The sequence below is a fragment of the Pseudomonas sp. Sample_10 genome (assembly GCF_004321495.1).
Lineage (GTDB): Bacteria > Pseudomonadota > Gammaproteobacteria > Pseudomonadales > Pseudomonadaceae > Aquipseudomonas.
In genome coordinates this window covers 1-22,348 of record NZ_RCOE01000150.1, presented here as the reverse complement: position 1 = coordinate 22,348, position 22,348 = coordinate 1, and the positions used below count along the sequence as shown (strand labels likewise).

The window sequence follows — 22,348 nt, the reverse complement described above, 5'->3', positions numbered from 1 at the left end:
ACCCACCGAATCCGTCGATATCGATTGGAAAAACGCCCCCAGATGACTATCTGTCATTGCCCCGAGGCGTCCGGGTGAGGGAAAATGCTCGCCTTTTTTCCGTTTCATTTTTATCACTCTCGTTTCAGAACCCGCAGGAGAACAGCGATGCCTAGCCGTCGTGAGCGTGCCAACGCCATTCGTGCCCTCAGCATGGATGCCGTGCAAAAAGCCAACAGCGGCCATCCCGGTGCCCCGATGGGTATGGCAGATATCGCCGAAGTGCTTTGGCGCGACTACCTCAAGCACAACCCAGGCAACCCATCGTTCGCTGACCGTGACCGCTTCGTGCTGTCCAACGGCCACGGCTCGATGCTGATCTATTCCTTGCTGCACCTGACCGGCTACGACCTGTCGATCGAAGACCTCAAGCAGTTCCGTCAGCTGCACAGCCGCACCCCGGGTCATCCGGAGCTGGGCTACACCCCGGGCGTTGAAACCACTACCGGTCCTCTTGGCCAAGGCCTGGCCAATGCCGTGGGTTTTGCCCTGGCAGAAAAAGTCCTGGCGGCGCAGTTCAACCGTCCTGGCCACAATATCGTCGATCACCACACCTACGTGTTCCTGGGTGATGGCTGCATGATGGAAGGCATTTCCCACGAAGTCGCCTCTCTGGCCGGCACGCTGGGCCTGGGCAAGCTGATCGCCTTCTACGATGACAACGGCATCTCCATCGACGGTGAAGTCGAAGGCTGGTTCACCGATGACACGCCGAAGCGCTTCGAGTCCTACAACTGGCAAGTGATCCGCAACGTCGACGGTCATGATCCGGAAGAAATCAAGATCGCGATCGAGACGGCCCGCAAGAGCGAGCAACCGACCCTGATCTGCTGCAAGACCACCATCGGCTTCGGTTCGCCGAACAAGCAAGGCAAGGAAGACTGCCACGGCGCCCCGTTGGGTGACGCGGAAATTGCCCTGACCCGCGCTGCGCTGAAGTGGAACCACGGTCCGTTCGAAATTCCGGCTGACATTTATGCCGAGTGGGATGCCAAGGAAGCCGGCCTCGCGGTCGAGGCTGACTGGGATCAGCGTTTCGCTGCCTACTCCGCCGCATTCCCGAGCGAAGCCAATGAACTGGTGCGTCGTCTGAGCGGCGAACTGCCGGCCGACTTCTCCGAGAAGGCCGACGCCTACATCGCCGAAGTCGCGGCCAAAGGCGAAACCATCGCCAGCCGCAAGGCCAGCCAGAACGCCCTGAACGCGTTCGGTCCGCTGCTGCCTGAGTTCCTCGGCGGTTCGGCTGACCTGGCCGGTTCGAACCTGACCCTGTGGAAAGGCTGCAAAGGCGTCACCGCCGAAGACGCCAGCGGCAACTACATGTACTACGGCGTGCGTGAATTCGGCATGACCGCGATCATGAACGGCGTTGCCTTGCACGGCGGTCTGGTGCCTTACGGCGCGACCTTCCTGATGTTCATGGAATACGCCCGCAATGCCGTGCGCATGTCGGCCTTGATGAAACAGCGCGTGATCCACGTCTACACCCACGACTCCATCGGTCTGGGCGAAGACGGCCCGACTCACCAGCCAATCGAGCAACTGGCCAGCCTGCGCTGCACGCCGAACCTCGATACCTGGCGTCCGGCCGATGCCGTTGAATCGGCAGTCAGCTGGAAGTACGCACTGGAACGCAAGGACGGTCCTTCGGCCCTGATCTTCTCGCGTCAGAACCTGCAGCACCAAACCCGCAACGCGCTGCAGATCGCCGACATCAGCCGTGGTGGTTATGTTTTGAAGGACTGCGCCGGCGAGCCTGAGCTGATCCTGATCGCCACCGGTTCGGAAGTCGGCCTGGCTGTTCAGGCTTTCGACAAGCTGACCGAGCAAGGTCGCAAGGTGCGTGTGGTGTCCATGCCGTGCACCAGCGTGTTCGATGCCCAGGATGCCGGCTACAAGCAATCGGTCCTGCCGTTGCAGGTCAGCGCCCGTATCGCCATCGAAGCCGCTCATGCGGACTACTGGTACAAGTACGTGGGCCTGGAAGGTCGCGTAATCGGCATGACCACCTACGGCGAGTCGGCGCCTGCGCCTGCCTTGTTCGAAGAGTTCGGCTTCACCCTGGAAAACATCCTGGGTCAGGCTGAAGAGCTGCTGGAAGACTGATCCAGAAGATGTGCGTCTGATCTGACGCCATCGCTGGCAAGCCAGCTCCCACAGGAATTTCCAGTGAACACAGATTTTGTGAGCACCAGAAAAACCTGTGGGAGCGGGCTTGCCCGCGATAGCGATAGTTCAGGCGATGCTTCACTATCGGATTCACCACGGTAATAGAGAACCCCATGCCTCAACCGCGTCCCTACAAAGTTGCACTCAACGGCTACGGCCGGATTGGTCGTTGCGTCTTGCGTGCGTTGTTCGAGCGAGGCGAAAAGGCCGGGTTTGAAATTGTCGCGATCAACGATCTGGCCGACATGGCCAGCATCGAATACCTGACACGCTTCGACTCCACCCACGGGCGTTTTCCCGGTGAGGTGAAGGTCGACGGCGATTGTCTGCATATCAATGGCGACTGCGTGAAGGTCCTGCGCAGTGCCACACCCGAAGGCATCGATTGGGCGTCGTTGGGCGTCGATCTGGTGCTGGAGTGCTCCGGCGCGTACCACACCCGCGAAGACGGCCAGCGTTTTCTCAACGCCGGTGCGCCACGGGTGCTGTTTTCCCAGCCGATGGCCAGCGAGGCCGATGTCGACGCCACCATCGTCTACGGCGTGAACCAGGATTGCCTGAGCGGCGATGAACTGCTGGTGTCCAACGCGTCCTGCACCACCAATTGCGGAGTGCCGCTGTTGCGCCTGCTGGATCAGGCGCTTGGTCTGGAGTACGTGTCGATCACCACGATCCACTCGGCCATGAACGATCAGCCAGTCATCGATGCCTATCACCACGAAGACCTGCGCCGCACCCGTTCGGCGTTTCAGTCGGTGATCCCGGTGTCCACTGGTCTGGCACGCGGCATCGAACGCCTGCTGCCGGAACTTGCCGGGCGAATTCAGGCCAAAGCCGTACGTGTGCCGACGGTTAACGTGTCTTGCCTCGACATTACGATGCAGACGGTAAGCGACACGGACGCCATCGAGGTCAACCGGATCCTGCGCGAGGCTGCCACCAGCGGCCCGCTCAAAGGCCTTCTGGCTTACACCGAGTTGCCCCACGCCAGTTGTGATTTCAACCATGACCCACATTCGGCGATCGTCGATGCCAGTCAGACCCGTGTTTCCGGCCCCCGGCTGGTGAACATCCTGGCCTGGTTCGACAACGAATGGGGTTTTGCCAACCGAATGCTGGACGTTGCAGAACACTATCTGCAAACAGCCGCTTCGAAAAAACTGCTCTCTAAAACAGAAACTCCAGGAATGCGACCCATGACCGTGTTGAAGATGTCCGACCTCGATCTGCAAGGTAAGCGCGTACTGATTCGCGAAGACCTCAACGTCCCAGTCAAGGACGGTGTTGTCACCAGCGATGCGCGAATCCTGGCTTCGCTGCCGACCATCAAGCTGGCTCTGGAAAAAGGCGCGGCCGTGATGGTCTGCTCGCACCTTGGCCGTCCGACCGAAGGCGAGTTCTCGGCCGAGAACAGCCTCAAGCCAGTCGCCGACTACCTGAGCAAGGCTTTGGGCCGCGAAGTGCCGCTGGTGGCTGATTACCTGGGTGGCGTCGACGTCAAGGCCGGCGACATCGTGCTGTTTGAAAACGTACGTTTCAACAAGGGCGAGAAAAAGAACGCTGACGAATTGGCCCGGCAATACGCCGCACTGTGCGACGTATTTGTCATGGACGCCTTCGGCACTGCTCACCGCGCCGAGGGTTCGACCCACGGCGTGGCCAAGTTCGCCAAAGTCGCCGCTGCCGGCCCGCTGCTGGCCGCTGAACTGGACGCACTGGGCAAGGCCCTTGGCGCCCCGGCCCAACCGATGGCGGCCATCGTTGCCGGCTCCAAGGTCTCGACCAAACTCGACGTGCTCAACAGCCTGAGCCAGATCTGCGATCAACTGATCGTCGGCGGCGGCATTGCCAACACCTTCCTGGCCGCTGCCGGTCACCCGGTTGGCAAATCGCTGTACGAGCCGGACCTGCTGGACACCGCGCGCGCCATCGCCGCCAAAGTCAGCGTTCCGTTGCCGGTAGACGTGGTGGTTGCCAAGGAATTCGCTGAAAGCGCTGCCGCTACCGTCAAGCTGATCGCTGACGTTGCTGCCGACGACATGATTCTCGACATCGGCCCGCAAACCGCGGCCAACTTCGCCGAACTGCTGAAGTCGTCGAAAACCATCCTGTGGAACGGCCCGGTCGGCGTGTTCGAATTCGACCAGTTCGGTAACGGCACCAAAGTGCTGGCCCAAGCCATCGCCGACAGCGCGGCATTCTCCATTGCAGGCGGCGGCGACACCCTGGCAGCCATCGACAAATATGGCGTTGCCGAGCAAATCTCCTACATTTCTACCGGCGGCGGCGCGTTCCTCGAATTCGTCGAAGGCAAGGTGTTGCCAGCCGTTGAAGTCCTGGAAACCCGGGCCAAGGCCTGAGGCCGCCCCGTTTGGCCAGGCAAGGGAGTGTTTTTATGGTCAGGACGTTAGCGCTGTTGATCGTCGCGGGTTCGCTGGTGGCTTGTGGGAGCACCCCCAAGGCAACTCCGGAGCCTGCGCCGTCTGCACCCCGGAGCGGCTGCTACCAGGCTGACTGGCAGGCAGAAACCAATCCGGTGCTCAACAAGCGTTCCGGGCCTGAAGGCCTGGACAAATACGAGTCACAGACCCCCGCCAAGGAACATGGTTGCCCTTGACGGGTCTGACTCTTTACTCAGGGCCGGTGGCGTGCGCTGCCGGTCGAGGAACACGGATGAAAGGTTTTATCGCCATTACGGCGCTGGCACTGCTGGCCGGGTGCGCCAACATGAACCCGTTCCAGTCGTCCGCCCCGGCGGATAACTGGACCACCTGGACCTGCGACAGCCAGGCCAAAGTGCTCTGGCGTTATACCGACGACAGTCGTACGCAAGTCGATGTCCGCCTGGGCGGCGCCGATCAGGTCTATCGCCTCAAGCAAGAGCCGGGCGCTTCGGGCTCGCTGTACAGCGACAACATGCTGGCGTTTCACATAAAAGGTGAGGAAGGCCTGGTTTACTGGGTCGCCACCAATGATTTGATTGGGCGTGGCTGTAAAGCGCAATGAAAATGCCGCCCGCTGGGCTTTTGTGGCGAGGGAGCTTGCTCCCGCTGGAGCGCGAAGCGTTCCCGATCAGATAGCCGGATTACGACTGCTTCGCAGCCGAGCGCGAGCAAGCTCGCTCGCCACAGGGTCTTTGTAGTTTTTGAGATTTTGGTAACACCGAATTGGCAGGCCGGACCAACCCCCGATCTGCAATAACTTGAATAGCCGCCGCCGCTACGGCAGGCTGGCACGATTAACGACCCTCAACCGGGAGAGACACACACAATGGCACTTATCAGCATGCGCCAGATGCTGGACCACGCAGCCGAGTTCGGCTACGGCGTTCCAGCCTTCAACGTCAACAACCTTGAGCAGATGCGCGCCATCATGGAAGCCGCTGACAAGACTGACTCCCCGGTGATCGTCCAGGCCTCGGCCGGTGCTCGCAAATACGCCGGCGCGCCGTTCCTGCGTCACCTGATCCTGGCGGCCATCGAAGAATTCCCGCACATCCCGGTGTGCATGCACCAGGACCACGGCACCAGCCCTGACGTCTGCCAGCGTTCCATTCAGCTGGGCTTCAGCTCGGTCATGATGGACGGTTCCCTGGGCGAAGACGGCAAGACCCCGACCGACTACGACTACAACGTCCGCGTTACCCAGCAAACCGTAGCCATGGCTCACGCCTGCGGCGTATCGGTAGAAGGCGAGCTGGGCTGCCTGGGCTCGCTGGAAACCGGCATGGCGGGTGAAGAAGACGGTATCGGTGCCGAAGGCGTTTTGGACCACAGCCAGATGCTGACCGACCCGGAAGAAGCCGCTGATTTCGTCAAGCGTACCCAGGTCGATGCCCTGGCCATCGCCATCGGCACCAGCCACGGCGCCTACAAGTTCACCAAGCCGCCTACCGGCGACGTATTGGCGATCGACCGCATCAAAGAGATCCACAAGCGCATTCCAAACACTCACCTGGTGATGCACGGCTCGTCTTCGGTTCCGCAAGAGTGGCTGGCGATCATCAACCAGTACGGCGGCGACATCAAAGAAACCTACGGCGTACCGGTTGAAGAGATCGTCGAAGGCATCAAGCACGGCGTACGCAAGGTCAATATCGACACCGACCTGCGTCTGGCATCCACCGGCGCCATGCGTCGCCTGATGGCCACCAACCCGAGCGAGTTCGACCCGCGTAAATTCTTCGGTGCTACCGTGACCGCAATGCGCGACGTGTGCATCGCTCGCTACGAAGCCTTCGGCACCGCGGGCAACGCTTCGAAGATCAAGCCGATCTCTCTGGAAGCGATGTACCAGCGTTACCTCAAAGGTGAGTTGAACGCCAAGGTCAACTAAGCCTTCAGCGTTCGAGTCGCAAGAAAAACCCGCATGAACATGCGGGTTTTTTTATGGCTGCAATCTTTTGCTGTTTATTGGTCGTGATCGATATCCAGCTTGCTGAAAGTCACTTTCCCGCCTTCAGTGGTGTACCCGGTGTTGTCCTGCACATAAACCCCGGCCTTGAAGTACAGCGGTTTGTCGCGCCAGCTGGCGCTGATATTGGTGTCCCACTGGTAACCTGCGCCACTGACGCCCAGCGCGCCGCCGGGGCTCAGGTGGATGAGGTAGTTGAATTCACGATCAAGCTTGATGCCGGTGGCGAGGGTGATGACGCGACTCTCGGCGTCGTCGGGGTGCATTCTGACCTTGATGACGAGGTTGCCGGTTTCGCTGCTGGTCTTGTACTGGTACTCGAGTTTGACCATTGGTCTCTGGCTCTTGTACGCGTGAATCTGCCCGATGACGATTTTGCCGGAGCTCGGCACCTGGTGCACCGTCAGGGTGGCACGCAGCAGGTTGTCGGCATCCGGGTAATACCAATTGCGCAGCGTACCGTTGCTGTAGGTTTCGCGCAGCTCGGTGCGCGGGTAGATGGCGTTTTCGGTTTTGGAGCCGGTCACGGGCGACCAGAAGAACAGGGTGCCGGTGTCGGAGTGGAAGTATTGATCCTTGAAGCCGTCTACCAGTTTGGACGTTTCAACAGTGTACGGCGGGCTGCCGACGGGAACGCTGAGGTTCCAGGTTGCGAGGTCGATCATAAAAATGCTTCCACAGATTTAGCTGCACGGGCGTGCCAGAAGCTCTAGTACGCGCCTCGGAGGGCGATCTTTATAATCGTAGGTGAGATGTTTGTTAATGGTGGACTGACAGATGGATGACGTCAAAATCCTGTCAAAACGCCATCTTTCCCGGTTTTAGCCGCCTTCACGCACGACCGTTAGTCGGCGAATTAACCCTTTAGTTAGATGATGGCGTACTGACAGCTTCTGATTTAGTTGATCCCGGTCTAGAGTGAAGGCACAGTATTTGTCCGGTTTTCACAAAAAACCGGCCTGACGTCCAGAAAATAGAGAAGCAGCATGGAATGCGTGCACCCCCCGCCAGCTGAAGGCAACTCAACACTTTTAATCGTCGACGATTACCCTGAAAACCTGATCAGCATGCGCGCGTTGTTGCAACGCCAGGACTGGCAGGTCATCACCGCTGCCTCAGGGTTCGAGGCTCTCGGCCTGCTGCTTGAGCATGATGTCGACCTGGTGCTGCTCGATGTGCAGATGCCGGGCATGGACGGGTTCGAAGTCGCGCGCCTGATGCGCGGCAGCCAACGGACACGGTTGACGCCGATCATTTTCCTGACCGCCAACGAACAGTCCCAGGACGCCGTAATCAAGGGTTATGCCAGTGGCGCCGTGGATTACCTGTTCAAACCGTTCGACCCGCAGATTCTCAAGCCCAAGGTCCAGGCGTTGCTGGAGCACCAGCGCAATCGCCGCGCCTTGCAGCGCCTGAGCCACGATCTGGAGGTCGCTCGCGCCTTCAATGCCTCGGTGCTGGACAACGCTGCCGAAGGCATTCTGGTGGTGAACGAGGACGGTCTGATCCGCTTCGCCAACCCGGCAATGTCGCGTCTGCTCAGTGCCACCGTGCAAGAGTTGCAAGGCAAGGAGTTTCTGGATTTCCTGCAAAAGCCACACATTCCTGTATGGGCCGACTCGGACTTGCTGGCCGGCTTCAAACGCGGTGAAACATTGCGCCTGCACGACGCATTGCTGCGGACCGCGCCGGGGCAGCAGGTGCCAGTGGCATTGTCCTGCGCACCCTTGCCTGCCGAGCAGCGTGCGATGGTGGTCACCGTGCTGGACATGTCTGTGGTGCGCCACCTGCACCAGCAACTGGAATACCAGGCGGTGACCGATCCGCTAACGGGATTGCTCAACCGCCGGGGTTTTTACCAGACCGTGGAAAACCTCCTGTTGCGTGGCGAGCGACCCGACAGTGCCTGGGTCCTGATGTACCTCGATCTCGACGGATTCAAACGCGTCAATGACTCCCTCGGCCACGATGCCGGTGATCGGGTGTTGCGCTGGGTATCCGAGCAGTTGAAGGCCTGCTTGCGCTCCTTTGACATTCTGGCGCGCATGGGCGGCGATGAATTCACGGCATTGCTCGATCTGGAGTTTCCCGAACAGGCGGCCAAGATCGCCGAAAAGCTGATTGAGCGCGTGTCGATCTGTCAGCAGATCGACGGTCTGGATATCGCTTTGGGCGTGAGCATCGGCATTGCCACGTTTCCCGATTGCGGTGCCAACCTGGACGGTTTGCTGCGAGCCTCGGACATCGCGATGTACGAGGCCAAGCGTGCCGGTCGTCAGCAGTATCGTTTTTACGATCATGAGATGAATGGCCGGGCGCGTTCGCGCTTGATGCTTGAAGAAAGCGTACGTGACGCTATCGAGAGTCGTGATTTCAACCTGGTCTACCAACCGCAGGTGGCCATCTGCGACGGGCGCATTCGCGGCTTTGAAGCACTCTTGCGCTGGCAGCATCCGAGTGTCGGGGACGTACCGCCGGGGCTGTTTCTGCCATTGCTGGAAGAGGCGCGGTTGATCAGCCGCCTGGGCAGCTGGATTTACCAACGCGGCGCCGAACAGCGCAAAGCCTGGGAAATCTTGTTTGCCGAAGATCTGATACTGGGTATCAGTTTGAGCAGAACGCAGTTTGCCATGCCCAACCTGGTGACTGAGTTGCGTCAGGTGTTGGAGCGGCACGGCTTGCAGCCGCGCCAGCTGGAAGTCGAAGTGACGGAAGAAGCCCTGACGCACAACCCGGAGGAAACCCGCAAACAGCTACGCTTGCTGCGTAATCTGGGGGTCAGGGTGGCGCTGGATGATTTCGGTTCTGGCCCTTGTTCGATGGCCCACTTACGTGACCTGGAACTGGACACGCTCAAGCTTGATCGCCATCTGATCGCTCGCCTGCCCGGGTCGGCGCGGGACGCGGTGCTGGTGCGCAACGTGATCGGCTTGTGCAAACAGTACGGCATGCTGGTGATCGCCGAGGGGGTTGAAACCGTTGCCCAGTTCCAATGGCTGCAAGCCAATGGCTGCGAGTATGTGCAGGGCTTTCTGGTGGCGCGTCCGATGATGGCAGAAGACACTGGCCACTTTGCGCAACCGTTCGACTGGAGCGCGTTGCTCATTTGAATTCGCTACACTGGCGACCTGTTCACGATCTGTGTTGCCGTTGCGATGACTGCTTTGAAATACCTCCAGGCGTATCCCGCTTCCTTGCAGGACCAGGTGCGCCAACTGATCGCCGACGGTCGCCTGGGCGAGTACCTGAGCAAACGTTATCCGGACACGCACGGTGTGCAGAGCGACAAGGCGCTTTACACCTACGCACTGGATCTCAAGCAGCAATACCTGCGCAACGCTCCGGCCATCGACAAGGTGTTGTTCGACAATCGGCTGGACCTGACGCATCGTGCCCTCGGACTGCACACTACGATCTCCCGGGTGCAAGGCGGCAAGCTCAAGGCGAAGAAGGAAATCCGCATCGCCTCGCTATTCAAGGAAGCGCCTTCGGAGTTTCTGAAAATGATCGTGGTTCACGAGTTGGCGCACTTCAAAGAGTCCGATCACAACAAGGCGTTCTACAAGCTGTGCGAACACATGCTACCGGGGTATCACCAGGTGGAGTTCGATGTGCGGGTGTACCTGACGTGGCGCGACATGCAATGAAAGATCTACAAAAAGGAGCAAGCGTGACGGACGTTAGCAAGACCAAGAGCAGCTTTTACCGCCGCTTGTACGTGGCGTACCTGATCGACAGCGGCCTGGCCACCAGTGTTCCGGCGCTGACCGATATCACCGGTATGCCCCGACGCACCGCGCAGGACACCATCGCAGCGCTGGCGGACCTGGATATCGTTTGCGAATTCGAGCAGGAAGAAGGCGCACGCAATCATGCCGGCCGTTACCGGATTCGCGATTGGGGCGCGATTGATCGGGGGTGGATCGAGCGAAATTTGCGGCAGATAAAAAACGTATTGGAGTATCCCTGAGATTTTCGCTGCAGTGCTGACGCTATCGCGGGCAAACCCGCTCGCACAGGTTCCGAGGCGGACTGCAAATTTGCGATGCACCGGCAATCACTGTGGGAGCTGGCTTGCCAGCGATAGGGCTCTCAGGAGCGACGCATGCCGATATGTGGAATGCCATCCTCGACATACTCCTCTCCTGCCACCACAAATCCGTACCGCCCGTAATAACCCTGCAAATGCGCCTGCGCCGAGAGATACACCGGCATATCCGGCCAGCGTTTTTGCGTCTGTTTCAATGCCTGAGCCATCAGCTCATGGCCGAGCCCGGTGCCGCGAGCCTGGGGCGCGATGATCACGCGTCCGATCACCACGTCGCCGCCCTGTAGTTCAGGATCGAGCAAGCGCAGGTACGCCACCAGTCGATCCCCGTCCCACGCCATCACATGGCAGGTATCACCTTCCAGATCCTGGCCATCGATGTCCTGATAAATGCACTTCTGTTCAACGACGAACACTTCGCTGCGCAACTGCAAAATGGCGTACAGCTGTTCTTTGCCCAGATCGCTATGGTGTTTGCAGACCCAATCGATTGTCATGTTCTGATTCCCTGAAAACGTCTCCCCCGATACTAAGCGTCCAGACGATGGATGTCTTTATGGCAGAGAAATCTGTGACAAAGACCAAAATGCCATCATTCATTTTTCGCGGGGTTGTCTTCTTTGTGTAATCTGGGATCAAGCGATGCGCAGTGGCTTGAATGAGCTACCGTTTTAGTGCCTGTTGGTGCGGGTACCGGGTCTTGGGTTTTGGCTGAAAACACGTCGGGTAGCCGCCCGCTAAGGATTTTCTAGCATGCCGCGATTGCATCGAGCCTTTGCTTTGATCGGATTGCTGTTGCTGACGCAAAGTGCGGCAGCAGAGAAGCTGCGGCTGGTGGCTGATGCGTGGCCGCCGTTTACCGACGCAACATTGGTCAACGGCGGGTTGGCCACCGACATTGTCAGCACCGCACTGGCGCGGGCTGGTTATGCCAGTGAATTCGAGCAGGTGCCTTGGGCGCGCGCATTGCTGGGCGTGAGCGAGGGCCGATACGATGTGCTGGTCAATGCCTGGTACACCGATGAGCGGACGAAACTGGGCAAGTTTTCCGGTGAGTATCTGGTCAATCGCATCCGTTTTCTCAAGCGCAAAGATGCGCCCATCGAATACAGCAATTTGCAGCAACTGCACAGCTATCCGATAGCCGTGGTGCGAGGTTATGCCTATTCACCAGCGTTCGACGAAGACCAGTCCCTGCAAAAGATCCCGGTGCACAGTTTCGCGATGGCCGTGCGAATGGTTGCCGCCGACAGGGTCAAGCTGACCCTGGAAGACGAATACGTCGCGCGGTACTACTTGGCTCGTGAGCCCGTCAAAGTGCGCAACGCCGTGGAGTTTCTGCCCAAGCCACTGAGCGAGAATGGCCTGCACATCCTGGTCAGCCTGAAGAATCCACGCAATGAACAGATCGTCGCAGGCTTCGATCGGGCGATTGCGGCGATGAAGGCGGACGGGAGTTACGAGCGATTGCTCAGGCAGCACGGGATGTAGGTGGGGCTGACGGCCTCATCGCTGGCAAGCCAGCTCCCACAGTGTTTGATGGTTTACACAGATCAGTGCCTGACTCAATTCCCTGTGGGAGCTGGCTTGCCAGCGATGAGGCCCGACTAGCCACCGCAAATCTCAGTCTTCGCTCGTATCCTTGATCAAATGCGCCGCCAACGTACGCAGCGGCCCCAGTTGCCGGCAGATCAATGCCAGTTGCGTCTGCACCAGCCGTTGGCCTTCATCGATTTCATCGGGCATCTGTTCGAGTTCATTGGCCAGCGCCTCTTCCTCGTCGCTCTGAATCGCAATGGCGGATTTGCTCGCCAGGCCCTGGGCGATTTCGTCGATGCTGGCAGCCAGTTTCACACCGGCGCCTTCGATCAGTTGTTCGCGCACATCCGCCGGTAACTGGGTTTCACGGTGCGCACCCAGACCAGACAGATAACTGAGCAAGGTGTGCGACAACACCAGAAAACGGAAACCCACATCCGCTTCCTTACGAAAATGCCCAGGCTCCATCAGCATGTTGGCCAGGGTGGTCGACAGCGCTGCGTCTGCGTTGTGCGCGTTGCGCCGGGCCAGGCGATAAGCCAGGTCGTCGCTTTTGCCGGCGGCGTATTGCTGCATGATCTGGCGCAGGTAAATGCTGTTGCAGGTCAGGGTGTTGGCCAGCACTTTGTTCAAGCGTCGACCCTGCCAGTCCGGCAGGAACAGGAACACCGCCAGCCCGGCGATCAGACTGCCCAGCAAGGTATCGAACAGTCGTGGCAGGAACAGTCCGTAGCCGTCGCCCACTTGGTTGAAGCAGAACAGGATCATCAAGGTGATCGCCGCTGTCGCCAGGGTGTAGCGGGTGGTGCGGTTGGTAAAGAACACGATCCCGGCGGCGATGGCGAAGCAGGACTGGATCAGCGGGTTCGGGAACAGGTCGAACAGCGCCCAGGCCAGGGTCAGGCCGATGGCGGTACCAATGATCCGTTGGCCGAGCTTGCGGCGGGTGGCGCCGTAGTTAGGCTGGCAAACAAACAGGGTCGTCAGGATGATCCAGTAGCCCTGGGACGGATGGATCAAATGCACCATCGCGTAGCCGATGCTCAAGGCCAGGGGCAAGCGCAGGGCATGGCGGAACAGCAGCGAAGTCGGCGTCAGCTGCGTGCGCAATCGAACCCACACATCCTTCAAGTTGCGCGGCGAGCGGTCGAGCAGGCTGCTGTCCGTGGCGTCCGCCAGCGCGTCGGGGTTACTGGCGTCGCTCAACAAACGATCGAGGGTGCCAAGGTTCGCCGCCAACGCCCGCAATGAGCGCAGCAACCCGCGCCACGCCGGGTTGCTCTGGATGCGCAAATGTTCGAGAGAGGCGTGCAGGTCGCTCAGCGCTTCGGCGAAACTGGCGTCATAGGTGAACGGCTGACGCATCTGGATCGATTCGGCCAAAGCCCGGCAGGCCTTGCCTTGCTGGCGCAGCAGGCGCTGACAGCGAAACAGCACGTCACTGTGGAAAAACGCATCGGCCAGGGCGTTGTAAGGGTAGTGCGAAGAACTGGCGCGTTCGTGGATGTCCTGGGCGAGGAAGTACAGCTTCAGGTAACGGCTGACTTTCGAGCCCGGCCGACCGTTGCCGACCCGGTGCAGGATGATTTCCTTGGCGGCGTTGAGTGCGGCGACCACGCGACCGTTCTGTTGCGCCAGTTCCAGGCGACGGGCTTCCACGTCCATCTGCCGGATCGGCTCGAACAGCGAGGATTTCAGCTTCAGGTAGAAGCCCAGTTCGCGGAACAACCGTGCCAGGCTCTGCTGTACTGGCTGGTTGGAAAACAACGCCTGCCACAACACCGACAGCACGCCGTACCAGGCCGCACCGGCCACCAACAGCAGTGGCTCGTGCCAGAAATCGGTGACCGCGCCACCGCGCTGATCCACGCCGATCATGGTGTAAACCGACAGGATCAGCGTCGCCGAGGCAATCGCGCCATAGCGTTCGCCCAGCGCGCCGAGCATGGTCAGGCAGAACGCGGCGAGCGCAAAGGCGATGATGAAGAGGTAGGGGTAGGGGAAGAGCAGTTCGACGGACAGCGCGGCAACGGCGAAACATACCAGCGTCACCGCCAAGGCGTTGAGACGGCCCTGCCAACTGTCATCGGTTTCAGCCAGGGCGCTGGCGATAATCCCGAGGAACAACGGGATCAGCAGCCCCATTTCATCCTGATACCAACACAGCGCCATGGTACCGGTCAGGGCGATGAACACCCGCACGCTGTAACTGAATTTATCCAGCGCCCAAAGGCGACGCAGAGACTGACGGAATGAAGTCGATGACATGAAGTGCGAAGGCCTTCCGAGGCAATGACGCTAAATTGAGCCACTAATGACGCCGACGCAATGGCGCCGATCACATTGGGCAGCAAAATTTGTTCCTTTGAGATCCTCCGCCGAGCGCATTCTTTAAAGTCAACAAGGAACCCTGTGGGAGCTGGCTTGCCAGCGATAGCGGACTGACAGTCAATAAAGATGTCGGATGTACTGGCCTCATCGCTGGCAAGCCAGCTCCCACAGGGATGGTGCTTCACATTTGAAAGACGGTCGTCAGGCGTACTGTGCGGCCGCGTAGCCGGAAGCCCACGCCCACTGGAAGTTGAAGCCGCCCAGATGCCCGGTCACGTCCAGCACTTCGCCAATGAAATACAGGCCCGGGCTTTTCAGCGATTCCATGGTCTTGGACGACACTTCGTTGGTATTCACGCCACCGAGCGTCACTTCGGCGGTGCGATAGCCTTCGGTGCCGGCAGGTACGACTTTCCAGCTCGCCAGTTTTTCGGCGATGGCGGCGATTTCTGCGTGGGTGTACTGCTTCATCGGTTTGGAGACGAACCAGTTGTCCGCCAACAGGTTGGCCATCTTCTTGGTGAAGATTTCCCCGAGCAGGGTTTTCAGCTCGCTGTTGGGACGTTCGGCCTGTTGCTGTTGCAACCAGTGCGCTGCGTCATGGTCGGGCATCAGGTTGATCTCGACCGTATCGCCGGATTCCCAGAACGAAGAAATCTGCAAAATCGCCGGACCACTGAGGCCGCGGTGAGTGAACAGAATGTTCTCGCGAAAGCTTTGGTCGTTGCAGCTCACCAGGCAATCCACCGAGGTACCGGACAGTTCGCTGCACAATTCCTTGAGTTGATCGGTGATGGTGAACGGGACCAGGCCGGCGCGGGTGGGCAGCAGTTCGTGGCCGAATTGCCTGGCCACCTGGTAGCCGAAACCGGTGGCGCCCAGGGTTGGGATCGACAGGCCGCCCGTGGCGATCACCAGCGATTCGCAGGTCACCTGACCGAGGGTGGTGTCGAGCAAATAGCCCTTCTCGAGTTTCTCGATGCTCTGGATCGACGTGTCCAGGTGCAGGCTGACACCAACCTGATCGCACTCGTCGAGCAGCATCTGCAGGATGTCGCTGGACTTGTTGTCGCAGAACAACTGACCGAGTTTTTTCTCGTGATACGGCACGCCGTGCTTGGCAACCATGCCGATGAAATCCCATTGGGTATAGCGGGCGAGCGCCGATTTGCAGAAATGCGCGTTCTGCGACAGGAAATTGCTCGGCTCGGTGTACATGTTGGTGAAATTGCAGCGGCCACCGCCCGACATCAGGATTTTCTTGCCGGCCTTGTTGGCATGGTCAAGCAACAACACCTTGCGCCCGCGCCCGGCGGCGGTCAGCGCACACATCAACCCTGCGGCGCCAGCGCCAATGATCACGACTTCGGTAGAGCGCAAAACGGTGTCCTCAACTGTTCTCGAGCATTCCCACGCTCTGCGTGGGAATGCCGCCATGGACGCTCTGCGTCCGCCGTCATGTGACGCGCAGCGTCACGGGATGCATTCCCACGCGGAGCGTGGGAATGATCAGGGTCACAGGATACGCACGCGCAGCGAGCGGCCTTTGATCTTGCCGTCGTTCAAGCGCTGCAAGGCCTGCTTGGCGATCCCGCGTTCCACGGCCACGTAAGCCTGGAAGTCAAAAATCGCGATCTTGCCGACCTGCGCGCCCGGGATGCCGGCATCACCGGTCAGTGCGCCGAGAATGTCGCCTGGCCGAACCTTGTCTTTGCGGCCAGCACCGATGCACAGGGTGCTCATCTGCGGCAGCAACGGACCGCCGCCCTGATTGGTCAGGTTGTCCACCTGATCCCAGGTCAGCGGCGATTTCTGCAACTGTTCGATCGCCTGCGCACGCTGGGCTTCGGACGGCGCCACCAGGCTGATCGCGATGCCTTTCTCACCGGCACGACCGGTACGGCCGACGCGGTGGATGTGGATTTCCGAATCGCGGGCCAGCTCGACGTTGATCACCATGTCCAGGGAATCGATATCAAGGCCGCGGGCCGCGACATCGGTGGCCACCAGTACCGAGGTGCTGCGGTTGGCGAACATGGCCAGCACCTGATCGCGGTCACGCTGTTCCAGGTCGCCGTGCAGGCCGACCGCGGAAATGCCTTTGGCAGTCAGGTGGTCGACGGTTTCCTGCACCTGCTGTTTGGTGAAGCAGAAAGCGACGCAGGACGCCGGGCGGAAGTGGCCGAGGACCTTGGTCACGGCGCTCATGCGCTCTTCCGGAGAGATTTCGTAGAAGCGCTGCTCGATCTGCGTGTCGTCGTGGAACGCCTCGGCTTTCACTTGCTGCGGGTTGCGCATGAACTTCGAGGCCAGCTGCTTGATGCCCACCGGGTACGTGGCGGAGAACAGCAGGGTCTGGCGGCGCTCCGGGGCCTGCATGATGATTTCTTCGATGGAGTCGTAGAAACCCATGTCGAGCATGCGGTCGGCTTCGTCGAGAATCAGCGTGTTCAGGCCGTGCAGGACCAGCGAACCCTTGCGCAGGTGCTGCTGGATGCGCCCCGGCGTGCCGACGATGATGTGCGCGCCGTGTTCCAGCGAAGCGATCTGCGGGCCGAGGGATACGCCGCCGCACAAGGTCAGGACCTTGATGTTGTCTTCGGCACGGGCCAGGCGACGGATTTCCTTGGCGACCTGGTCGGCCAGCTCGCGGGTCGGGCACAGGATCAGTGCCTGGCAGCCGAAGTAGCGCGGATTGATCGGGTTCAGCAGGCCGATACCAAAGGCTGCGGTTTTGCCGCTGCCGGTCTTGGCCTGGGCGATCAGGTCCATTCCCTTGAGGATCACCGGCAAGCTTTGCGCCTGGATCGGCGTCATCTGGGCATAACCGAGGGAGTCGAGGTTAGCCAGCATGGCGGCGGACAGCGGCAAAGTATTAAATTCGGTGGCGATGGTGGTCACGGGACTGGCCTGCAAAACAAAATGTCGCGCAGTGTACCAGTCCGATGGCCTTTAGCCCTAAGGCTCGATGTGTTCTTCCGGACGTTTGACTCGCCGTCCGTCTTCTCTCGAGAGTTGGGAGAAGATCGTAGCCGCCAGCATGGCCATGATTCCCACCGTCACGAATGTGAGCTGGAACGCGCCCAGAACCGTGTCCACGCCATCTTTTCCGATTTGCGCGCTAAACCCGCCGAGCAACGCACCGGCACAGGCCACGCCCAGGCTCAGGGACAATTGCGCGACCACCGATAGCAGACTGTTGCCGCTGCTGGCGCTGGCGTCGTCGAGGTCGATCAACGTCACGGTGTTCATCGCCGTGAACTGCAAAGAGTTGATCGCGCCAAGGATCGCCAGCAGGCACAGCAGCAGCCAATACGGCGTCTGTTCGCTGACCAGGCCCATGCTCGCCAACATGATGCCCAGTGCCAGGGTGTTGCCGGTCAGCACGATGCGGTAGCCCAGACGTTCAATCAGCGGCCGCGCCACCCACTTGGCGATCATTGCCGCCGCTGCCAGCGGCAGCATGCTCATCCCGGCCTGGGACGGCGAATACCCCAACGCCACTTGCAGCAGCAAAGGCACCAGGAACGGCAGCGCGCCACTACCCAGGCGAGCGAACAGGTTGCCGAGGATACCGACGGCGAAGGTCCGGGTCTTGAACAGCGATGGCGCAAACAGTGGATTCTCGATATGCCCGGCGCGCAGCCAATACGCCGCCAGGCACGCCATGCCGGCGAACAACAGCAACATCACCCGCAGGTGCGGCAGGTGCAGTTCGCCCAGGCCTTCCATGGCGATGGTGATCAGGATCATCGCCGCACCGAACAGCAAGAACCCCAGGCTATCGAAGCGCGTACGCTCGGAGCCGCGCAGGTCAGGGATGAATTTCCACACGGCGTAGCAACCAACCAAGCCCACCGGCAGGTTGATCAGGAAGATCCAGTGCCAGGTCAAAAACTGCACCATCCAGCCGCCCATGGTCGGGCCGATCAGCGGGCCGAGCAGGCCGGGAATGGTGATGAAGCCCATGATCCGCACCAGTTCCGAACGCGGGTAAGCGCGCAGCACCACCAGCCGCCCGACCGGCAGCATCAGAGCGCCGCCCAGGCCCTGGATGATCCGGGCGCCGATCAACTGGGTCAGGCTGGTCGACAATGCGCAGAGCAGCGAGCCGAGGCTGAACAGCAGAATCGCGCTGAAGAAGATTTTCCGGGTGCCGAAGCGGTCGGCGATCCAGCCCGAGGCGGGGATGAGCAATGCGACGGTGAGCATGTAGGCAATGATCACGCCTTGCATGCGCAGCGGATCTTCCGCCAGGTCCCGGGCCATGGCTGGCAGGGCGGTGTTGAGGATCGTCCCGTCGAGGGACTGCATGAAAAACGCGATGGCGACGACCCAAGGCACCCAGCGGGCGGTGACAGGATCGAGAGGCGGGCGGTTGGGCATGGGACCTCTGGTTGTCGGTAATGATCGTTCCCACGCTCCGCGTGGGAATGCCTCTTGTGACGCTCTGCGTAACGCTTTGGGACGCGGAGCGTCCCGGGCTGCATTCCCACGCAGAGCGTGGGAACGAGCAGGTTCAGAGGGTCAAGGTCAACCGGCTGACAAGCGCCCCCGGCAACAACGCCGAGGCCGTCGCGCGCTGGCTGTAGGTACTGGCCGACAACAGCAACTCGCGCTCCCGGGTCAGCGTTTCCAGCTGCGAACCGAGCAGGCTGAAAGCGCTGTCATCGAAACGCATGGTGCTGACCGGCGCCTGTATCTCGCCGTTCTCCACCCAGAAGGTCGCGAAGCGGGTCATGCCGGTCAGGCGTGCCGCCGGTTGATCCGAGAAGTTCAGATACCACAGGTTGCTGATGTACAAACCGGTACCGAGCTGCTTGAGTACGTCTGCTTCGGGTAAATCACCGGCCTTCAAATCCAACGCACTCGGCGATTCGCCGCCGCTGGCGCCGTTGGCGGTCAAGCCGTATTCGGCGGCGCTGCGTGAACCGACCAGTTGTGCGCCGGCCTGGCCCTCGACGATCAATTTGAGATCGCTGCGCGGATAACCTTCATCCGAGAACGCCGGGCTCAGCGAACCGCTGACCTTTTCCTCCAGCGAGACCAGCGGGCTGAAGTGTTGATCGCCGCCATAGAGCTTCTGCAATGGGCTGCTTTTGCTGGCAATCGACTGCGCGGAAAAACCGCCCCAGCACAGCATGCCCATGATTTCTTCCAGCGCGGCGGGGGCGAGATAAGCGCGGTACTGACCGGGCGCCAATGTGCGCAGCGGTCGCCCGAGAAACTCAAGTTGTTCGCGAGCCAGCTGAAAACGCTTGGCAAAACCTTCGCTGCTCCAGTGATGCCCGGCATAGCTGGCCTTCACTGCCTGGCCGTTTTCATGGAACAGGCTGAAATCGAAGTTGAAGCTGTTGGCCTGATGCCAGCCGAACGCGCCAGCGGAACTGGCAAAGCCTCGGCTGATCGGCCCGGCGGCATAGAAACCGACCAGATCCAGGCCTTCAGCGGCTTGGGTGATTTCGGCGACCACCTGCTCGGTGTCCGGCAACGGTTGTTCCTGCACGTTCTTGCTTTGCCAGCCGTTGTAGTTGAGCAGCAGGTACGGATCCTTGGGCAGCAGCGGTAAGGTTTCACGCAGCTGTTGCAGGCCTTCGGTCAGACGCTGAAGGTCGACTGCCGGATCGTCCGCCAGGGTGATTTGCAGGTCGGCGTGACGGCCATCGTTGATCAGCTTCAAACCGATGCTCGCCTGCTGCACTTGCCCGGCCTGCCGCACCTTGGCGTGGTTGAAACGCACAAAGGCCGATGACTCGGCGGCGTAGCTGAGGGTGAACTGTTCCGGTTCGCGCAGGGCTGCGCGCAATCCGGCGACCAGGGCCTTGAATGATTCGACCTGAGATTTCGCAGTGCTCATCAGGCGTCCCCCCCAAATACATCAACGTTGCTGAATACGCAGGCCGGCGAAGCGTGACCGACGCGGATCACCTGATTCGGTTCACCCTTGCCGCAATTCGGCGTGCCGAGGACCTTGACAGTGTTGGCATCGCCGACGGCGCTGAGGCTCTTCCAGAACTGCGCGGAGATCGCCCGGTAATTGGGATTCTTCACCACGCCTTTGAGTTCGCCGTTTTCAATCAATTGGCCCCATTCGCAGCCGAACTGGAATTTGTTGCGCGCATCGTCGATGGACCATGAGCGGTTGGTGCTCATCAGAATGCCGTGCTCGATGCCGCCGATCAGTTGCTCCAGCGGCTGATCGCCCGGTTCGATGTTGAGGTTGGCCATGCGATCGATCGGCGGACGGTTCCAGCCGCAGGCGCGGCTGTTGGCGACGCCGTCCATGCCGGCGCGAAATTGCGACAGCGCGCCGCCCAATGGGCGCAGCAACCGGCCTTCGCGGATCAGGAATTGTTTGCTGGCCGGCGTGCCGTCGTCGTCATGGCCGTAGCTGGCGAGCTGCTCGGGGATGTCCGGGTCGAAGGTCACGTTGAGTAACTTCGAGCCGTACTGCAGGTGACCGAAGTCTTCAGCCTTGACGAAACTGGTGCCGGCGTAATTGCGTTCGTCGCCGAGAATACGGTCCAGTTCCAGCGGGTGGCCGATGGATTCGTGGATCTGCAACATCATCTGGTCGGGCATCAGCAGCAGGTCGCGCGGACCTTGCGGTGTGTTCGGCGCCAGCAGCAACTGCAAGGCTTGATCGGCAACTTTTACCCCCGCGCCAATCAGTCCGCAGCGGCTGATGACATCAAAGCCGCCCTGTTGGCCGAAGTTTTCCCGGCCGAGCGTTCGGGTCTGGCTGTCGTTGCCGTCGTAGGCGGTGACATCAAGACCGGGGTAGACGAAGCGCTGGGCCTGACGCAGTTCGGCGCCGGCACTGTTGAGGTAAATCTGCTCGACATTGGTGATGCCGATGCTCACCTGCCAGTTCACCAGGCGATCGTCCTTGGGCACGGAAGCGGATTCGGCGCTGAGCAATGCGTAGCAGTCACTCAGGGACGGGAAGGGCTGGTCGAGGTTCGGTGAAAAGTAATCGGCTCGGTCGCTGGAAACGCCTTGTTCGCGCAGGTCCAGCAAGGCATGAGGCTTGAGCCGGCGAGCCTGCTGTTCGGCGCGTTCGAGCGCGGCTTGCAGGCCTTGTTGCGATAGGTCATTGGTCGCGGCGTAGGCTTCGACGCCATTGACCCGGGCAGTCAGCATCGCCCCTTCGTCACGGCTCAGGCTCGGTGGCTCGGCGACGTTCTTGCGTACCGACAGGTACTGGCCGGACTCGCGCACGTAACGCAGGGAAAAGAATTCAGCGCCCGTGCGCAACGCAGCAAAACGCTGCATGAGCTGGGGTTGGAAATCGAACATTCGGGAACCTCCTTGGTATGGAGTGACGGCGAAGCGGTGTTGCGAGGGGGGAGGAGTGAAGCGATTGCGTGGCGCTAGAGTAGGCCTGTGCGGGGGGTGGGATCAAGGAGGGAGCAGATTGATGATCGTTCCCACGCTCTGCGTGGAAACGCCTCTTGTGACGCTCCGCGTCACGCTTTGGGACGCCGAGCGTCCCGGGCTGCGTTCCCACGCAGAGCGTGGGAACGATCAGGGTGCGGTGGAGCGTCTTAAGCGGTCTGGGTAACTTCACGCATCGGCTTGCCCTTCACCGGTGCATCACCCGCCACGTAGTAAGTGGCAGTGCTGCGTGGCAACGGCTTGCGGCCACGGATCTTGTCGGCGATTTTCTCGGCCATCATGATCGTCGGCGCGTTGAGGTTGCCGGTGGTGATGATCGGCATGATCGAGGCATCGACCACGCGCAGGCTCTGCATGCCGTGCACACGACCTTCGCCATCGACCACGGCCATCTCGTCGGTGCCCATCTTG

At 60.4% G+C, this 22,348-nt stretch carries 18 protein-coding genes and 1 pseudogene; 10 read left to right on the top strand and 9 right to left on the bottom strand.

Annotation, left to right across the window (positions count from 1 at the left end; genetic code table 11):
- The first annotated feature begins 147 nt into the window (after positions 1 to 147).
- From tkt to fba, 6 genes and pseudogenes are all read left to right on the top strand, one after another.
- Positions 148 to 2,145 carry a transketolase gene (gene tkt / locus D8U18_RS14155; RefSeq protein WP_056853926.1) on the top strand — a complete coding sequence of 666 codons (1,998 nt, stop codon included), beginning with the start codon at positions 148 to 150 and terminating at the stop codon, positions 2,143 to 2,145.
- A 176-nt stretch (positions 2,146 to 2,321) separates the two neighbouring features.
- Positions 2,322 to 3,350, top strand: a pseudogene (gene epd, locus D8U18_RS14150) (erythrose-4-phosphate dehydrogenase); the annotation flags it as partial.
- A 54-nt stretch (positions 3,351 to 3,404) separates the two neighbouring features.
- Positions 3,405 to 4,568, top strand: a complete 1,164-nt coding sequence (locus tag D8U18_RS14145) for a phosphoglycerate kinase (protein WP_056853924.1) — start codon at positions 3,405 to 3,407, stop codon at positions 4,566 to 4,568.
- Positions 4,569 to 4,603: 35 nt separating this feature from the next.
- Positions 4,604 to 4,825, top strand: coding sequence for a hypothetical protein (locus tag D8U18_RS14140; RefSeq protein ID WP_130907688.1), 222 nt, complete (start codon positions 4,604 to 4,606; stop codon positions 4,823 to 4,825).
- A 56-nt stretch (positions 4,826 to 4,881) separates the two neighbouring features.
- Complete coding sequence (locus D8U18_RS14135) at positions 4,882 to 5,214, top strand: MliC family protein (RefSeq protein WP_056853922.1); 333 nt, start codon at positions 4,882 to 4,884, stop codon at positions 5,212 to 5,214.
- Between the two features lie 264 nt (positions 5,215 to 5,478).
- Complete coding sequence (fba, locus tag D8U18_RS14130) at positions 5,479 to 6,543, top strand: class II fructose-bisphosphate aldolase (RefSeq protein ID WP_008081027.1); 1,065 nt, start codon at positions 5,479 to 5,481, stop codon at positions 6,541 to 6,543.
- A gap of 74 nt (positions 6,544 to 6,617) precedes the next feature.
- Here fba and D8U18_RS14125 read toward each other — a convergent pair whose 3' ends face one another.
- Positions 6,618 to 7,286, bottom strand: coding sequence for a polysaccharide lyase family 7 protein (locus D8U18_RS14125; RefSeq protein WP_056853921.1), 669 nt, complete (start codon positions 7,284 to 7,286; stop codon positions 6,618 to 6,620).
- A 321-nt stretch (positions 7,287 to 7,607) separates the two neighbouring features.
- On the opposite strand from D8U18_RS14125, the gene D8U18_RS14120 reads away from it, so the two are divergent.
- Genes D8U18_RS14120 through D8U18_RS14110 form a run of 3 tightly spaced genes read left to right on the top strand, consistent with a single transcriptional unit; the run spans position 7,608 to position 10,591 of the window.
- Positions 7,608 to 9,731: an EAL domain-containing protein gene (locus D8U18_RS14120; protein ID WP_131107835.1), complete on the top strand. Its 2,124-nt coding sequence runs from the start codon at positions 7,608 to 7,610 to the stop codon at positions 9,729 to 9,731.
- Positions 9,732 to 9,776: 45 nt separating this feature from the next.
- The gene (locus D8U18_RS14115) at positions 9,777 to 10,268 is read left to right on the top strand and encodes a M48 family metallopeptidase (protein ID WP_056853919.1); all 492 of its coding nucleotides are present in this window, start codon (positions 9,777 to 9,779) and stop codon (positions 10,266 to 10,268) included.
- Positions 10,265 to 10,591, top strand: coding sequence for a winged helix-turn-helix domain-containing protein (locus D8U18_RS14110; protein WP_131107834.1), 327 nt, complete (start codon positions 10,265 to 10,267; stop codon positions 10,589 to 10,591). Before D8U18_RS14115 ends, D8U18_RS14110 begins: the two co-directional genes overlap by 4 nt.
- Positions 10,592 to 10,713: 122 nt before the next feature.
- Here D8U18_RS14110 and D8U18_RS14105 read toward each other — a convergent pair whose 3' ends face one another.
- Positions 10,714 to 11,166 (bottom strand): GNAT family N-acetyltransferase, encoded by a 453-nt coding sequence (locus tag D8U18_RS14105; RefSeq protein WP_130906015.1) that lies wholly within the window; start codon positions 11,164 to 11,166, stop codon positions 10,714 to 10,716.
- Between the two features lie 256 nt (positions 11,167 to 11,422).
- Here D8U18_RS14105 and D8U18_RS14100 point away from each other — a divergent pair, with 256 nt between their 5' ends.
- Positions 11,423 to 12,160: a transporter substrate-binding domain-containing protein gene (locus tag D8U18_RS14100; protein ID WP_056853916.1), complete on the top strand. Its 738-nt coding sequence runs from the start codon at positions 11,423 to 11,425 to the stop codon at positions 12,158 to 12,160.
- A gap of 132 nt (positions 12,161 to 12,292) precedes the next feature.
- Here the strand turns inward: D8U18_RS14100 and yccS are convergent, their stop codons facing one another.
- The 7 genes from yccS to D8U18_RS14060 form a co-directional block, all read right to left on the bottom strand.
- The gene (yccS, locus tag D8U18_RS14095; RefSeq protein WP_056853915.1) at positions 12,293 to 14,476 is read right to left on the bottom strand and encodes a YccS family putative transporter; all 2,184 of its coding nucleotides are present in this window, start codon (positions 14,474 to 14,476) and stop codon (positions 12,293 to 12,295) included.
- Positions 14,477 to 14,740: 264 nt separating this feature from the next.
- Positions 14,741 to 15,919 (bottom strand): NAD(P)/FAD-dependent oxidoreductase, encoded by a 1,179-nt coding sequence (locus D8U18_RS14090; RefSeq protein WP_130930449.1) that lies wholly within the window; start codon positions 15,917 to 15,919, stop codon positions 14,741 to 14,743.
- 135 nt (positions 15,920 to 16,054) lie between these two features.
- Positions 16,055 to 17,440, bottom strand: coding sequence for an ATP-dependent RNA helicase DbpA (dbpA, locus tag D8U18_RS14085; protein ID WP_056853913.1), 1,386 nt, complete (start codon positions 17,438 to 17,440; stop codon positions 16,055 to 16,057).
- A 57-nt stretch (positions 17,441 to 17,497) separates the two neighbouring features.
- Positions 17,498 to 18,925, bottom strand: coding sequence for a multidrug transporter subunit MdtD (gene mdtD, locus D8U18_RS14080; RefSeq protein WP_131107833.1), 1,428 nt, complete (start codon positions 18,923 to 18,925; stop codon positions 17,498 to 17,500).
- A gap of 133 nt (positions 18,926 to 19,058) precedes the next feature.
- Entirely contained in the window at positions 19,059 to 20,396 is a 1,338-nt protein-coding gene (locus D8U18_RS14070) for a TldD/PmbA family protein (protein WP_130931350.1), read from the bottom strand.
- The gene (locus D8U18_RS14065) at positions 20,396 to 21,838 is read right to left on the bottom strand and encodes a TldD/PmbA family protein (protein ID WP_056853910.1); all 1,443 of its coding nucleotides are present in this window, start codon (positions 21,836 to 21,838) and stop codon (positions 20,396 to 20,398) included. The genes D8U18_RS14070 and D8U18_RS14065 overlap by 1 nt, the downstream gene beginning before the upstream one ends.
- A gap of 248 nt (positions 21,839 to 22,086) precedes the next feature.
- Positions 22,087 to 22,348, bottom strand: a 262-nt coding sequence (locus tag D8U18_RS14060) for a GMC oxidoreductase (protein ID WP_241664329.1), incomplete at its 5' end; no start/stop codon positions are given.

What these genes read in the sequence shown, in the direction of transcription:
- D8U18_RS14065 (WP_056853910.1), bottom strand. Translation starts at nt 21,838, where the DNA reads ATGTTCGATTTCCAACCCCAGCTCATGCAGCGTTTTGCTGCGTTGCGC.
- mdtD (WP_131107833.1), bottom strand. Translation starts at nt 18,925, where the DNA reads ATGCCCAACCGCCCGCCTCTCGATCCTGTCACCGCCCGCTGGGTGCCT.
- D8U18_RS14105 (WP_130906015.1), bottom strand. Translation starts at nt 11,166, where the DNA reads ATGACAATCGATTGGGTCTGCAAACACCATAGCGATCTGGGCAAAGAA.
- D8U18_RS14115 (WP_056853919.1), top strand. Translation starts at nt 9,777, where the DNA reads ATGACTGCTTTGAAATACCTCCAGGCGTATCCCGCTTCCTTGCAGGAC.
- yccS (WP_056853915.1), bottom strand. Translation starts at nt 14,476, where the DNA reads ATGTCATCGACTTCATTCCGTCAGTCTCTGCGTCGCCTTTGGGCGCTG.
- D8U18_RS14140 (WP_130907688.1), top strand. Translation starts at nt 4,604, where the DNA reads ATGGTCAGGACGTTAGCGCTGTTGATCGTCGCGGGTTCGCTGGTGGCT.
- fba (WP_008081027.1), top strand. Translation starts at nt 5,479, where the DNA reads ATGGCACTTATCAGCATGCGCCAGATGCTGGACCACGCAGCCGAGTTC.
- D8U18_RS14070 (WP_130931350.1), bottom strand. Translation starts at nt 20,396, where the DNA reads ATGAGCACTGCGAAATCTCAGGTCGAATCATTCAAGGCCCTGGTCGCC.
- D8U18_RS14120 (WP_131107835.1), top strand. Translation starts at nt 7,608, where the DNA reads ATGGAATGCGTGCACCCCCCGCCAGCTGAAGGCAACTCAACACTTTTA.
- tkt (WP_056853926.1), top strand. Translation starts at nt 148, where the DNA reads ATGCCTAGCCGTCGTGAGCGTGCCAACGCCATTCGTGCCCTCAGCATG.
- D8U18_RS14110 (WP_131107834.1), top strand. Translation starts at nt 10,265, where the DNA reads ATGAAAGATCTACAAAAAGGAGCAAGCGTGACGGACGTTAGCAAGACC.
- D8U18_RS14145 (WP_056853924.1), top strand. Translation starts at nt 3,405, where the DNA reads ATGACCGTGTTGAAGATGTCCGACCTCGATCTGCAAGGTAAGCGCGTA.
- D8U18_RS14135 (WP_056853922.1), top strand. Translation starts at nt 4,882, where the DNA reads ATGAAAGGTTTTATCGCCATTACGGCGCTGGCACTGCTGGCCGGGTGC.
- D8U18_RS14125 (WP_056853921.1), bottom strand. Translation starts at nt 7,286, where the DNA reads ATGATCGACCTCGCAACCTGGAACCTCAGCGTTCCCGTCGGCAGCCCG.
- D8U18_RS14100 (WP_056853916.1), top strand. Translation starts at nt 11,423, where the DNA reads ATGCCGCGATTGCATCGAGCCTTTGCTTTGATCGGATTGCTGTTGCTG.